Here is a 15,192-nt window from a genome sequence, read left to right as displayed (position 1 = left end):
ACAGATGCGAATATCGACATAAAAGATGATACCGAAAGCGGAGTAAGCGTAACACCGACTACGGACAATGCGGGTAAAAAAACGTATACTATCGGTTTAAAACCAAAAATCAAAGTAGGCGAAGTTGCGATTGACGGAATGAAAGATAAAGCAAATATTGTTGTCGGCGATGTGAAGCTAAACGGAGAAAAAGGCAAAGGAACCATTACCGGACTTTCCAATACAAAATGGGATGGACAGCATATTGTATCGGGGCGTGCTGCTACGGAAGATCAATTGCAACAAGCGACAGAAGCTATGAAATATCAGGTGGTAGATATGACAAAACAGATACATTCTGTCGGTGCTAGTGCGGCTGCCCTTGCTGCCCTTCATCCACTTGATTTTGATCCAGATGATAAATGGGACTTTGCGGCAGGATATGGTAATTACCGAGGTGCCAATGCGACTTCACTAGGTGCTTATTATCGTCCTAATGAAGATACGATGTTTAGTATTGGTGGTTCTTTTGGCGGTGGCGACAACATGGTAAATGCTGGTGTAGCCGTTAAATTGGGACAAGGTAATCACGTTACTACATCAAGAGTGGCTATGGCGAAGGAAATTAAAGACCTTCGTGCTGAAGTAGAAGTACTACGACAAGCTATGACGGGTATGAGTCAAGGCAAGGCACTTGATCCGTTGAAAATGAAATTGTTCCCAGATATTGAAAAGAATCATTGGGCCTATGAAGCGGTTGATAAATTATTACAACAAGGTGTACTAGAAGGATACCCTGATGGGACTTTCAAAGGCGATCGTATGATGACTCGCTATGAATTCGCTGTGCTCGTATATAAAGCAATGCAACGGGGTATGAATGTGGATGAACGATTACTTCAAGAATTTGAACCAGAGCTTGAACGATTCCGAATTGATGTGATTGCAAAGGACAAAGCGGGACGTCCAACGATTGAACGGGTGCGTGTAAATCAAGTGGCACGTACAGGTAAACAAGTACACTAAGTGGCTTGCATAGGTGCGATAGATTCTATGCTTTCATGAGAACCTAGCCTACGATGACATGACGCGTTAGGGGAATAAAACAAGCATGAATATGCATGGCTAGTAGTATAGGTGGTTTTGTTTGACCCGATAAGGGACTATGTATATGCCACATGTGCCTTGCTAGAGCATCGATACTACCTATAACAATTACATACGATACAGCACACATGGCGATGTGATAAGTCTCGAGATGATGACGTTCCTATTATTAGACTGTTTTAATAAGGAATACGAGTCATTGTCTCGAGGCTTTTTTTAGGGTAACACGGGCGAATACACTGCGGTGTATGATGAAAATGAGGTGCCCATAAGGTTGTTGCAGCATATGTATACATCGAATGCACATTAGAGAGAAATCAACGTGATAGAGCACGAATGACATATTTGAAAGTACAATGAAAGAAACATAAACATCATCTGTGAAAGTAACATTGATTGTCCCCATAGACTGTATTATATAAATACATCATTAATAAAAGAAATTGTTCATATGCATTTGATTATGTAAACAGGGTGAATTATAATAACATTAATATAGAGCTTGTGTTATAGGAGAGTGTTATTGTCAGTAAAAGGAGTATGTATATGAACAAAATTTACAAACTTGTTTGGAGCAAAGTCAGAAACGCTTGGGTGGTGGCCTCTGAAATTGCGAAAGGACACGGGAAAAGCTCTTCTTCGGAAGGAAGCGGAAAACGTCTGAAATCGTTAGTTCTCATGGCACTCCTCGGGTGCTTCGTGATGACAGCAGATGGTGCGCTAGCCAGATCACACAACGACGACTATAACCTGACATTAGGAGATGATTCAAAAGCAGGGATGTTTTCCACGGCAATAGGACCTAATGCAGACGCAGGAGGGGCCTGCTCCACGGCATTAGGAGAATCATCAAAAGCACAAAAAGACAATTCCACGGCAGTAGGACGAGGAGCAGAAGCACAAGCGGAGGATTCCACGGCAGTAGGAAATGAAGCAAACGCACAAGGGAAAGCTTCCACGGCAGTAGGACGAAAAGCAAACGCAGTAAAAGACAATGCCACGGCATTAGGACAAGGAGCACAAGCGAAAGAAGACTCTTCCACGGCATTAGGACAAGGAGCAGAAGCAAAAGGGGAATCTTCCACGGCAGTAGGAAAAGAAGCGAAAGCAGAAAAAGACAATGCCACGGCATTAGGACAAGGCGCACAAGCAAAAGAGCAAGATTCTACGGCATTAGGATATGGAGCAATAGCAGATGAGCTATCTTCCACGGCATTAGGAAGTGAAGCACATGCATAAGGGATCTCTTCTACGGCATTAGGAGAAGAAGCAATAGCAGAAGCGCTATGTTCCACGGCAGTAGGAAAAGGAGCACACGCAAACGGGGAATCTTCTACGGCAGTAGGATATGAAGCAAAAGCACTGGTAGATGGAGGCGTTGCTTTGGGTAGCGGCTCTATTGCTTCGATAAATAAAGGAATAGTCGGATATGATCCGTCTACCGGAGAAGCAAGCACGGAAACCTCTGCCATTTGGAAAGCGACACAAGCAGCATTTTCTGTAGGAAGTGCTAAAGATAAAAATAATTTAATAACCCGCCAGATTACGAACGTAGCCGCCGGCAGTAAAGACACCGATGCGGTGAACGTGGCACAGCTGAAAGCACTTGCTACCGCCCCGATGAAGTTCTACTTTGGTGGTACTAAGGATAAGGGTACCAATGTCTATACTCCGGGTACTACAAACTGGAGCATGTCTCTCAATGAATTCCGCATGGACTTTGGCGACGGACTGAAAGCGGAACAGGTAACCGACAAAGACAACAAGAAATACACGCGTGTTACTCTTGATGTAGAGAAAGTAGAAAACATCGCAAAAGGAAAAACAACTGAACTCAAGAATGAAATCACGAAAGAGATGCATGAATTCAAGACCGAATCCGTACGTGGTGATGCTCTCGGAGCGGCTCTTTCCGCTTTGAAACCGTTGGATTACGATCCTTACAATAGAAGTCAAATCATGGCGGGCGTTTCGACATACAAAGGGCAAGAAGCCGTAGCACTCGGACTTGCACACTATTCAAATGAAAACACACTTGTACATGCAGGACTTTCATATGCAGGTTCAAGCGAACTCATGGCGAATGTAGGGGTTTCCTATCGTTTCGGAAACGGAGAAGATAAAGAAGCCCAAAAGGCACGAAATCTCCGTATGCCACAGTACGACAAGGGACCAATCAGCAGTGTCTATATGCTCCAGGACGAAGTGCAGTCATTAAAACGTGAAAATGATGCGATTCGTAAGGAAAATAAAGAAGCTAAAGACAGAATTGCCGTATTGGAAGCAAAACTGGAAAAGGTTTTAGAGAAAGTGAAATAATTCCGAGAAACAAAAACAAACACATCGATGAAGGTGTGTTTGTTTTTTGTGTTTCATTCATATGTAGATTCATTATTCTGCTCAGACCGGTGTACACAAATGTCCCTATCGCCCCGCAAGGTCCGGAACATTCCTCAGTCATCGGGAAAAGTGAACAAGGGGAAAGAGTGAGTAAGTAAGCACGAAAAAAGATTTCATACGGAACGGTATTACATAGCTGTCTGTCATTCTTGAACGATTGTAAAAAACGGTCGGGAATAGCGTTATAAAAAGTACGGGAAAGAGTGATGGCAAGAGAACCGCTTTTCGAGGAGTGAAGCGACATTGTAAAAGCGAGTGAAACGCCATACCCGACCGACGGGAGCGGTAAGAATCAGGCAAAGAAACAGGGGTTATATACACATTTTCAGGTATCCTTGTCGGATTCTTCGCTACTCATAACAATCTGCTTTTTACTAGTTCATTTCTTTCTGTATGCTTACCACCGCTCAAGAATGACGGCAGAGGTGAATTGCGTGTTTCAGGGGAGTTATGCAAAAATTGTAATCATGAATGAAAAACAGAATAAAATGATGACATAGTGAAATATATTTTGAAATAGAAAGCGATGAATATGCATGCTAGTACGTATAGGTGGTTTGTTTGACCCCACAAGGGATTAGGTTATGCCACATGATGCTTTGCTAGAACAATCGATACTCCTTATAACAATTACATACGATACAGCACACGTAGGCGCTGTGAATACGTCTCGAGATGATGACGTTCTATTAGACGGTTCTAATAAGGGATACGATGCATTATCTCGAGACTTTTTGCGATAACCTAACGATACACTGCGGTGTATGATGAAAAAAATAAACATCATTTGTGAAAGTAACATTGACTGTCCCCATAGATTGTATTATATAAATACATCATTAATAATAGGAATTATTAATAGGCATTTGATTATGTAAACAAGGTGAATTATAATAGCATTAATATGTAGTTTGTGTATAGGAGAGCGTTATTACCAGTAAAAGGAGTATGTATATGAACAAAATTTACAAACTTGTTTGGAGCAAAGTGAGAAACGCTTGGGTGGTGGCTTCTGAAATTGCGAAAGGTCACGGGAAAAGCTCTTCGTCGGAAGGAAACGGAAAACGTCTGAAATCGTTAGTTCTCATGGCACTCCTCGGGTGCTTCATGACGGGATTAGGACAAGGAGTACAAGCAGATGGGACCAATTCCTATTCATGGGGAAGTGAATCAGAAGCAACAGGGGACCAGTCCATAGCATTAGGAAATCGTGCAAAAGCACTAGGGGAAGGTTCCACGGCAGTAGGACAAGGAGCACAAGCACAAGAGCGATTTTCTACGGCATTAGGACAAAATGCACACGCAGAAAAAGAATTTTCCACAGCATTAGGAGTTAGTGCACAAGCAAAAGGGGCCTGGTCCACGGCATTAGGACAAAATGCAATAGCAGAAAAAGACGATTCCACGGCAGTAGGATATTATGCACAAGCAAAAGGGGACGAATCCACGGCAGTAGGACAAGGAGCAGAAGCACAAGGGAAATCTTCCACGGCATTAGGAGTTAAAGCACAAGCACAAAGTGACGATTCCACGGCATTAGGAAATGGAGCAGAAGCAAAAGGGGGCCAGTCCACGGCAGTAGGACATGGAGCACAAGCACAAGGGTCATTTTCCACGGCAGTAGGACGTGGATCACAAGCACAAAGCTGGTTTTCCACGGCATTAGGATATGGAGCACAAGCAAAAGAGGAATCTTCCACAGCATTAGGACAAGGGGCACAAGCCCTAGAAGATGGAAGTGTTGCTTTGGGTGAAGGAACAGTCGCCGGCAGAAAAGCAGGAACAGTTGGCTATTTGCCATCTGCCGATGGTAACCTTGATGATGTACTGACAGCGCTGGGCAAAAAAGCGGACTATGATACATTGACAGAAACAATCAAGGAATCAAAAAAGGAATACGACAATTTGACAAAGGCATTTGAGAATGCCTCGACGGAAGATGAAAAAACCGAAGCTAAGGACGCTCTTGACAAATGGAAAAGGGAGCATAAAGACTTTTTAGATGCTCTGGAAGCGAAGAGCAGACTGGAAGCGACATGGAAAGCCACTAAAGCGGCTGTCAGCGTAGGTAGAGACAGTCTGGATGAAGCAGAAAATAGAATTATTGAAAGCCGACAGATTACGAACGTAGCCGCCGGCACAGAAGATACCGACGCGGTCAACGTGGCACAGCTCAAAGCATTGAATAAGAAAGTTGATGGTAAGAAGGATATTCATTTCTTTTCTTCCAACGGGAGTGGCTCCGATATTAATTATGATAATCAAGGTGCAAGAGCCGGATTTACGACGGCGGTCGGACCAGATGCTATGGCAACGGAAGAAAATTCGCAAGCGTTCGGATATAGAGCAAGAGCGATAGGTCACTCAAGTATCGTATTCGGTGTGGAAAGCACGGCATCGGGAGCCAGAGATATTGCCATCGGTTACGGTTCACATGCGGTCGGTTCGGATAATACGAATACGTCATGGAACGATACGATAGCTATCGGTTGGAACGCGTTGTCGCGAGGCGGCTCGTTTGCTTCCGGAACCGGAGCGGTAGCCGGCGGTAGTGGCAGTGTGGCACTCGGAGGGGGCGCTTATGTCGGTACAAAGTGGCTTGATGATAAAACGGAAGAAAAACAACATGTCAATAAATGGGTATTGACACGTTATATTTTAGATGACGGATTAAAAAAAGAACTGGAAGAAAAATTTCCGGAAAAATTTGCCGAATGGAAACGAAGAGCGGAAAAGATGCCTGCCGCTATGGGCAGTGAATATTTGGAGCAAAAACTCCGTACGCTGGCGATGGAACAACTTCCGCAGATGACTTCTCCGTCCATGAAAAATACAATGAAAGACATGGAGAGCAGTATTGCTATCGGCCGCAGAACCAAAGTATATAGTGCGTCCGCTGTGGCAATCGGTGCGGAAGCGAAGGTAGGAGAAAATCTTGACGGTGCGATTGCGTTGGGAAATCAGTCCCTTGCTACCCGTAATGCCGGCAGTTTCGGCTATGACCCGACAAGTGATGCAACAACATGGACAGACTTTAAAAAGGCACATCCGGAAGCAGGTATAAGTGCGGCACGAGAACAGGAAATCCAACGTGAAATGAACGACATTTCAAATGAAGTCGCTCAAATGGGACCTACCTATCAAGCATGGGTAGATAAAGAAAAATATCCTGATAAATATTTGGATGAGCGTAAAGCCTATGCGGAATCTCACGGAAATAGATTGAACGGAAACAACGAATGGGCGGACTGGGTCATGCATGCACGCAACGAACAACAAAAATTATGGAACAAAGGACAAGAGTTGACCGATAAATATAACAACTTGCAAAAAGAATTGAATGGCGGAGCAAACTTAGGTAAAGGTGCATGGATAGGAAACAAAGCGGCACTGGCTATCGGTAATGAAGAAGACGGAGTTACCCGTCAGATTACAGGAGTAGCCGCCGGTACAAAGGACACCGATGCGGTCAACGTGGCACAGCTCAAAGTGTTGAATACGAAAGTGGATAAAGTAGCGGCAAACAGTACCGCTTATACCGTTGAAACGAAAGAAAATGACGATAATACTACCACCGTTACTATTAAAAGCAATAAAGCCGGTGATACGGGTACAACCGTAACGGTAGCCACCAAAGATATTCATATTACAAGCGGAACGTACGATAAAAATACAAAGAAACTTACCTTTACAACGAATACGAATACTACATTCGATGTAGATATGAATGACGTAATAAGTGCAGCAGCGACAGGCGGTGTGCATTACTTGTCGGTGAATAGTTCGGAAACCGGGGAAGGTTCCAACTATAAGAATGACGGTGCGAAAGCAAAAGGCAGTATCGTACTGGGAGTACGTTCCTCGTCGGAAGGTATCAACGGGGTGGTTGTCGGTAATGACAACAAGTTGACCGGTATAAAAAACGATCAAAACAATAGTGTCGTTATCGGGACCGGATTGAATGTAGACGGTGTACACAATATTGTTGTTGGTACTAATTATGAAAATTACGATCAAAAAGAGACGAAGGTAAAAGGTGAGCAGAATACCGTTATCGGTAATGGCAATTTAGTCGGATATACGGCTGCCAAAGATCCCAATAATGCGACAAAATGGATATATACCGAGGTAAGTACAAGCGGAAGCGATCGAAATGTAGTTGTCGGCAGTTGCAATACGGCAAACGGCAGCAGTGTCGCAGTAGGTACCAGTCTGGAAGTGGAAGATTTAGGACGTGCTTTCGGTAGCGGTAATAAGATTATCGGCAGTAATAACGGAGGCGGTCAATGGGGATTGGCATTGGGCAGTAATAATACTGTCAAAGGCGAAAAGGCCGTCAGTGTAGGTACCGATACAAATGCATCGGGAGATTATACAGTTTCTATCGGTGCGGAAGCTAAAACGAATAAAACGAACAGTATCGCCATGGGATATCAGGCGGAAACGGTAAAAGGCTGGTCTACCGCAATCGGAAGCGGTGCCAAAACGGAAGGAACGGCAAGCACTGCCGTGGGCGGTCTTAGTGCTTCTGCAACGGTGGATTACGGTGCGGCCTTCGGTTCTTTCAGTGTGGCACAAAGAGCAAGCGGTGAAGTAGGATACTTGGCAAACGGACAGAAGTCAATGGCATGGCAATCGAATTTAGGTGCTTTTTCCGTCGGCGATGATGTGACAGGGTATTCTCGTCAGATTACAGGCGTGGCTGCCGGTACAAATGATACCGATGCGGTCAACGTGGCACAGCTGAAAGCCATCGAAAAGAAAATAGGTACGGGCGGTACAAACGGTAAAGACGGTAAATCCGCTTATGATATATGGTTGGAAACACAGACCGATAAAACTCAAACGCAGCAAGATTTCCTTAACAGTCTGAAAGGTAAAGACGGTAAAAACGGAACAGGTGCGGATATCGACATACAAGGCGATACCAAAAGCGGAGTAAGCGTAAAACCGGCTATGGACGATGCGGGTAAAAAGACGTATACTATCGGTTTGGGCACAACAATCAAAGCAGGCGAAGTTACGATTGACGGTACGAAAGATAAAGAAAATATTGCTGTCGGCGATGTGAAGATACACGGAGAAAAAGGCAAAGGAACCATTACCGGACTTTCCAATACAAAATGGGATGGACAGAAAATTGTATCGGGACGTGCTGCTACGGAAGATCAATTGCAACAGGCGACAGCAACAATACAACATCACATGGTGCAAATGGGACAACGTGTAGATCGTGTAGGTGCTAAGAGTGCCGCTTTGGCAGCACTTCATCCATTAGACTATGATGCCGATGATAAATGGGATTTTTCAGTGGCCGTAGGTAACTATAATGGTGCTAATTCGGCTGCATTGGGCGCTTTTTATCGACCAAATGAACGAACCATGATTTCATTGGGTGGCACAATAGGTGGCGAAGACAATATGGTCAACCTAGGTGTTTCGTTTAAAACTGGTTCCGGTGTAGATGGTCAAGTGTACACATCTCGCGCAGCGATGGCTAAAGAGATAAAGGCACTGAAAGAAAAAGATGCACAACGAGAAGAACAAGTGCGCCAATTGATAGCCTTAGTGACAGCTATGCAACAGAAATAATTACATAAGTTATAAAAAGGTAAAGACACTGTTAATGGTAGTCAATTGTACAAGACAAATGCAAGAGAAATAATTACATATAGTTATAAAAGGCTTTCAAATCTATAGTTGATTTGAAAGCCTTTTTTAGGTATTGGATTAGTTTGACGTTATATCGTGTATTGTATGCATAGGTGTATGCAATGATAGAAGAGATGGGGATATGATAGAGAAGAAAATAGTATGAATCATCAAGTGCCAAATGTGGTTTGTTACAGGCAGTACGTTTTTACCATAGTGTATCATCCATGCCACTGGAGATGACGAGAGAGGGAAAGTATGCTACAATTAAGAATATTACTGTATGTCAGCCTTGTGTGCCTATTATCGAGCCGTATTGCGCTTAGTCTATGTGCGTGGGCAGTGGCGTTATGCGAGCACCGATCTATTTAGTAGCGCCCATAGGATCTTATGAAAAGGTTAGGGGATACGGGTGATACGTTGGCTGATAACAATGAGACTGATTGTATGACATGGGGTGTGTATAGGGAATGTGATACAGGTACTTTTGTGCATGAGTGAACGGTAGCAGTCTATATGTATTCATTAGCATACGAGATATGTATAGATGCAAGACATGATGTGTATACTAGGGATGGATAGATAATAGGAGAGGTCAATGGCAGATATAACGGATGTAGAAGTGAAAGAACCAAGTGATTATTTAGAGGTCGTAGAGGACATTGCACAAGAATTATTAGCGCAGTTAACTACGGGAGAAGATGGCAGCATCATAGACATGTTTCAGACAGGAAGTTTTGATCCAGCACAGATGTTTGTGTTTTTTGGTGCTTTAGAATCAGCATTATTGCAATTTCGCACGGATAAGCGGTGTAAAACCGTATTGGTTCATGCCCAACCATCGTCCTTATATGGTATTGGACAGGTCGTAACACCAGTAACGACGCTGTTGGAACATATTGGTATCAATCGCATGGACGATGTGAGCAATAATCGATTGGAAATTGGTCATATCATGTTTACGGGAGAAGAGCTTACATACCATGGTGATGATTTGAAAGGGCGCTATGTGGTGGTGATTTGTGATTTGCTCGATGAAGGATCACCGTATTTAGAGGCGTGTATCGACATATGCCATGAAATGAAAGCCAGTCACGTGGTGGCCATACCAATGATGGTGTGGAATCCTGAATTGATAGATAATTTAAGTGTAGACTCTATAAAAGAAGCGTTAGACAATCATGAAAATACTATTATCTCCTAGCAAGACGAAAACACTATGTGGGACGCCGCATACACCATCATTTCATTCTGACATGACAAAGCAGATTGTTCGGCAAATGCAAGCGTTGTCGATAGAAAGTATTGCTAACGCCTTAGCGATTGCTACTGATAAAGCGACTAAGGTACATGATTTTTTTCTTCACTATGAGGATATGCCCGTAGGCGCTGCGGCAGCGAGTTATTCAGGACTTTCCTTTAAGCGACTTGATTGGGCTACGTTAGACGCCAAGACGCAAGCTTTTGGCGAAGGGCATCTCGTTATTTTATCTGCTTTATATGGTGTATTAGAGCCTAGTATGCCCATTAAGGACTATCGTCTTGATTTGGTGAATCCCATATTGAAAGAAGAAAAAACAAGCCTTTATAATTGGTGGCGCCCATTAGTAGCAGATTATTTCAGTGGAGAAGATTGGATTTTGAATCTAGCCTCTAAAGAATATGCTCGTCTAGTAGAACATCCATTAATGGTAACCGTAGAGTTTCACGAGTTGAAAAAAGAGGTGTGGAAACAGTTGAGCACATCGTCGAAGATGATGCGTGGCCTCTTAGCGCGGTATATGTTGACGCACCAAGTAACAGATATACAGCAATTACCACAACAGATAGGGGACTTTACCCTATATAGCACGTTGCCTACGTCGGTAACAGAACCAATGACGATTATTTATAGAAACGATACGCATCGTTAAGAAATTAATAGGGGCAACGTATTACGTAGCATATCGCTTACAACGATCATAGTGTATGACGACTGTGGATAGACGTGTATCGAGTGAATTAGACATTAGTATGAAGTGTCTTACTTTCTACATAGCACCTCGTGTATCGCGATGACAGAATGTATGCGATTGTGTATAGAAAAAATCAAATCGATAAGAAATTATTATAGGTAGTATGGTCTACGTAGTATCACGTTCACAACGAAGATAGGGACGATGATGATTATTTGTAGAACTATAAAAAGCATGATGGACACCTTTATGCATTGTCATAGGCATGGATTTTGTAAGTGTATGGTAATAGGAGATAGATATTATAAAAATACTCTTGACAAGGATACGGGTTGCTCCTATAATGAAGTCATCAATTACATAGTTGCCTATCAAACCGATGAGGTGGAAATCAAGATATGAGATGCGCTCACAGAGAGCGGGGGTGCTGAGAAGCCCGCAGTAAGCAGCATATTAAATGGACCACTGAGGGTGTAGTGAACAGCGTATGCTCAGTATTCTACAACGTGACACGAGCGTTATTCGTGGAGGATATGTTAGTATCCTAGTGAGAGGAATGGCTTAAGGACTCTAGTTATACGTAACTAGAGATTTTTTTTACTATTCAAACAAGGTGGTACCGCGATTTAGTTACAGCACATTGTGTGCGTTGCTAGCTCGTCCTTGCAGTAGCAAGGGCGAGCTTTTTTGTTACCCAATAGATGGAAATCTAGATAGTTGCTAGGAACGAAGAAATAGACAGTAATTGATTCATTAGTAGTAGCACAAGACTAAAATAGCGACACGTCTGTGCGACAGGATATACATACAATGAAGAAGGAGAGGACGTCTATGAAACCGAGTTTACAAGAAGTAAAAGCATTGGCCGTAGGGTATGATGTGGTGCCGGTGTATAGAGAAATTTTATCAGATCGACGCACACCGATTAGTGTATTGAAAGCGTTGAAACGTGTATCGGCTCATACGTATTTATTGGAAAGTGCAGACAGTACGCATCACTGGGGTCGGTATTCGTTTTTGGGGTATCATCCTTCCTTGGAAATTTCTTGTAAAAATCATGTCATGACAATGAAAGGAACCACGACACGACGATTTACTTGTTCTCACCCGGCCGACGAAATACGCAAGATTTTAGATCAATACAAAAGTCCACGGATTCCAGAATTACCACCGTTTACAGGTGGTCTCGTGGGGTACTTTGCGTATGAATATATTCGCTATGCGGAACCTAGCTTAGATGTTACTGTACCGGATGATGATAGCATGGTGAATGATGTAGACCTTATGTTATTTGATACAGTCATCGCCTTCGATCATTATCGAAATGTGATGTATTTAATAAAAAATATTCGCACCGATGATATAGAACGTAATTATAATAAAGCGGTGTTAGAATTAGAGTCTCTAGCAGAATTGGTTATGAATGGTGAAGAAATTGACCACGAACCATGTAAATTACTGTCGGATTTTCGCTCAGAGTTTTCCAAAGAAGAATATGAAGATGTAGTGCGACAAACACAAGCATACATCAAAGAGGGCGATATTTTTCAGGCCGTTGTTTCCAATCGTAAGGAAGCCGACTTTCAGGGGAGTTTATTAGATGCGTATCGCTTGTTACGCACCATGAATCCATCGCCCTATATGTTTTATCTCAGTGGCAAGGATATAGAATTAACGGGGGCTTCACCGGAAACATTAGTAACCGTAAAAGATGGCATACTACATACGTTTCCTATTGCAGGAACTGTGCCACGAGGTAAGAGTGAAAGGGAAGATCAATCTAGAGAAGCAGAGTTGATGAAGAATGAAAAAGAATTAGCGGAACATAATATGCTTGTTGATTTAGGGCGCAATGATATAGGAAAAGTGAGTCGCTTTGGATCTGTGGTGGTGGAACAGTTGCATCAGTTACAACGATTTTCCCACGTGATTCATATTACGAGTGCCGTACGGGGCGAGTTGAAAGATACTTGTGATGCGTTAGATGCGATTCAAGCCTTGTTACCGGCTGGCACGTTATCGGGAGCACCTAAGATTAGAGCCATTGCTATTTTACAGAAACTGGAAAAAAGTTGTCGTGGTGTCTATGGTGGCGCGATTGGCTATATTGATTTTTCCGGCAATATGGATGTGTGTATCGGTATTCGGATGGCGATGGCGAAAGCAGGTCGCGTATTTGTTCGATCCGGTGGCGGCATCGTATGTGATTCGGTGCCACGAAAAGAGTATGAAGAAACGATTCACAAGGCACAATCGATGATTGATGCGATTCGACAAGCACAGGAGGTGGAAGGATAATGATTCTATTGATTGATAACTATGATAGTTTCTCCTTTAACTTATATCAATTGGTCGGGACTATTTGTAGTGATATTAAGGTTATCCGCAGTGATGAATTATCGGTAGCAGAGATTTGTCAGTTGGCACCGAGTCATGTGATTTTATCGCCAGGACCTGGACGACCAGATAAGGCGGGAGTATACGAGGAATTGATTCGCACTTGTAAGGGACGATTTCCGATTCTCGGGGTGTGCTTGGGGCATCAAGCTATTGGCGAAGTATTTGGTGCTACCGTATCCTATGCCAAGCAAGTTATGCATGGGAAATCGAGCGTTATATCGGTAGTGACACCGTCAAAATTATTTGAAGGATTACCAGCAACGCTAACTGTAGCACGGTATCATTCATTAGCCGTTGTGGCAGATACGATACCGGATGAATTGATAGTGACGTCTGTGGCGGATGATGGAGAAGTGATGAGCCTAGAACATAGAGAGTATCCTATATATGGTTTGCAATTTCATCCAGAATCTATACTGACACCAGAGGGAGCTAGGATGGTAGAAAACTTTCTCGCTCTTTCACAGTAGGCCATATAGAGACCATGAAATCAGCAAGTGATAGTAGAGAATGATGGTTACTAGTAAGTTAGCAAGTAGTACAACAATATGGTTACCTATGACGGTTGATTAGGTGTTACATCCTATAGTAATAGGACCTAGCCTTTATGGAGTAGATAACGATGATGTAAAATAGGCAAGACGCAATATGAGAGGGGTATTATTATGATTAAGGAAGCAATTCATACATTATTAGCACATCAAGATTTATCCTATGCTATGGCAAAGGCATCGATGGAAGAAATTATGAGCGGTACCGTTAGTCCAGCACAAATGGGAGCTTTTTTAGCCACTTTGGCCTATAAAGGGGAAACGATTGAAGAAATTACGGCTTGCGCAGAAGTGATGCGTGCTAAAGCCGGCACTGTATCTCATGACGGTGATGTACTTGAAATTGTTGGCACTGGCGGTGATGAAGCGTTTACATTCAACATTTCTACGACAGCAGGTTTTGTCATTGCTGCCGCTGGAGTACCAGTGGCGAAACATGGCAATCGCAGCGTATCCAGTAAATGCGGTGCTGCCGATGTGTTAGAAGAGTTAGGCGCGGTCATCACTTTATCAGGCGAACAAAATCAACGGGTCTTAGCCACAACGGGCATGTGTTTTATGTTTGCCCCTGTATTTCATCAATCGATGAAGTATGCGGCACCAGTTAGAAAGGATATGGGTGTTCGCACGGTCTTTAACATATTGGGACCTTTGGCAAATCCAGCCGGCGCTACAATTCAGTTGATGGGTGTATATGCAAAATCCTTAGTAGAACCATTGGCAAAGGTATTATCCAATTTAGGTGTTACGCGAGGTGCCGTTGTATTTGGTAATGATGGGATTGACGAAATTTCTGCCTGTGCTTCGACGAAGGTTTGTGAAATCAATGATGGCGCATTCCACACGTATGAAATTACACCAGAACAATTTGGCCTTGTTCGAGGTAATAAAGATGACATACTAGGTGGTGACAAGGTGGATAATGCAGCTATTACGACAGCGGTATTATCTGGAGAAATAAGTGCAAGACGTACGGCAGTGGTGTTAAATGCAGGGATGAGCATCTATTTGGCCCATGAAGGGATGACTTTACAAGAAGGCATCCGTATGGCAGAGGACATGATTGATTCTGGACGAGCATTGGCGAAGATGAAAGAATTTATTGCTATGACGCAGTCCGTAGCACGAGAACAGTTACAGTGAGAGAG

At 43.2% G+C, this 15,192-nt stretch carries 9 protein-coding genes; all 9 read left to right on the top strand.

Features of this window, described 5'->3' with window-relative positions:
* Window positions 1-1,005 (top strand): S-layer homology domain-containing protein (locus K357_RS09170; RefSeq protein WP_211218963.1); only part of this gene is annotated, 1,005 nt, incomplete at its 5' end.
* A gap of 627 nt (window positions 1,006-1,632) precedes the next feature.
* Window positions 1,633-2,325, top strand: coding sequence for an ESPR-type extended signal peptide-containing protein (locus K357_RS09165; RefSeq protein ID WP_028258103.1), 693 nt, complete (start codon window positions 1,633-1,635; stop codon window positions 2,323-2,325).
* A gap of 3 nt (window positions 2,326-2,328) precedes the next feature.
* Window positions 2,329-3,405, top strand: a complete 1,077-nt coding sequence (locus K357_RS10040) for a YadA-like family protein (protein WP_342341419.1) — start codon at window positions 2,329-2,331, stop codon at window positions 3,403-3,405.
* A 1,035-nt stretch (window positions 3,406-4,440) separates the two neighbouring features.
* Window positions 4,441-9,078, top strand: coding sequence for an ESPR-type extended signal peptide-containing protein (locus tag K357_RS09160; RefSeq protein WP_038113921.1), 4,638 nt, complete (start codon window positions 4,441-4,443; stop codon window positions 9,076-9,078).
* Between the two features lie 658 nt (window positions 9,079-9,736).
* Window positions 9,737-10,342, top strand: coding sequence for a hypothetical protein (locus tag K357_RS0107315; RefSeq protein WP_028258101.1), 606 nt, complete (start codon window positions 9,737-9,739; stop codon window positions 10,340-10,342).
* Window positions 10,320-11,051: a YaaA family protein gene (locus K357_RS0107310; protein WP_028258100.1), complete on the top strand. Its 732-nt coding sequence runs from the start codon at window positions 10,320-10,322 to the stop codon at window positions 11,049-11,051. The genes K357_RS0107315 and K357_RS0107310 overlap by 23 nt, the downstream gene beginning before the upstream one ends.
* Before the next feature lie 873 nt (window positions 11,052-11,924).
* Window positions 11,925-13,391, top strand: coding sequence for an anthranilate synthase component I family protein (locus K357_RS0107305; RefSeq protein ID WP_028258099.1), 1,467 nt, complete (start codon window positions 11,925-11,927; stop codon window positions 13,389-13,391).
* Window positions 13,391-13,963, top strand: a complete 573-nt coding sequence (locus tag K357_RS0107300) for an anthranilate synthase component II (RefSeq protein ID WP_028258098.1) — start codon at window positions 13,391-13,393, stop codon at window positions 13,961-13,963. Before K357_RS0107305 ends, K357_RS0107300 begins: the two co-directional genes overlap by 1 nt.
* 195 nt (window positions 13,964-14,158) lie before the next feature.
* On the top strand, window positions 14,159-15,187 hold the full coding sequence (gene trpD / locus K357_RS0107295; protein WP_028258097.1) for an anthranilate phosphoribosyltransferase: 1,029 nt from the start codon (window positions 14,159-14,161) through the stop codon (window positions 15,185-15,187).
* Window positions 15,188-15,192: the final 5 nt, after the last annotated feature.

Origin of the sequence: Veillonella montpellierensis DSM 17217 (assembly GCF_000426745.1) — a bacterium.
Lineage (GTDB): Bacteria > Bacillota > Negativicutes > Veillonellales > Veillonellaceae > Veillonella > Veillonella montpellierensis.
This window is presented reverse-complemented; position numbering and strand designations above follow the sequence as displayed.

What these genes read in the sequence shown, in the direction of transcription:
- K357_RS0107300 (WP_028258098.1), top strand. Translation starts at nt 13,391, where the DNA reads ATGATTCTATTGATTGATAACTATGATAGTTTCTCCTTTAACTTATAT.
- trpD (WP_028258097.1), top strand. Translation starts at nt 14,159, where the DNA reads ATGATTAAGGAAGCAATTCATACATTATTAGCACATCAAGATTTATCC.
- K357_RS0107310 (WP_028258100.1), top strand. Translation starts at nt 10,320, where the DNA reads ATGAAAATACTATTATCTCCTAGCAAGACGAAAACACTATGTGGGACG.
- K357_RS0107315 (WP_028258101.1), top strand. Translation starts at nt 9,737, where the DNA reads ATGGCAGATATAACGGATGTAGAAGTGAAAGAACCAAGTGATTATTTA.
- K357_RS09165 (WP_028258103.1), top strand. Translation starts at nt 1,633, where the DNA reads ATGAACAAAATTTACAAACTTGTTTGGAGCAAAGTCAGAAACGCTTGG.
- K357_RS09160 (WP_038113921.1), top strand. Translation starts at nt 4,441, where the DNA reads ATGAACAAAATTTACAAACTTGTTTGGAGCAAAGTGAGAAACGCTTGG.
- K357_RS0107305 (WP_028258099.1), top strand. Translation starts at nt 11,925, where the DNA reads ATGAAACCGAGTTTACAAGAAGTAAAAGCATTGGCCGTAGGGTATGAT.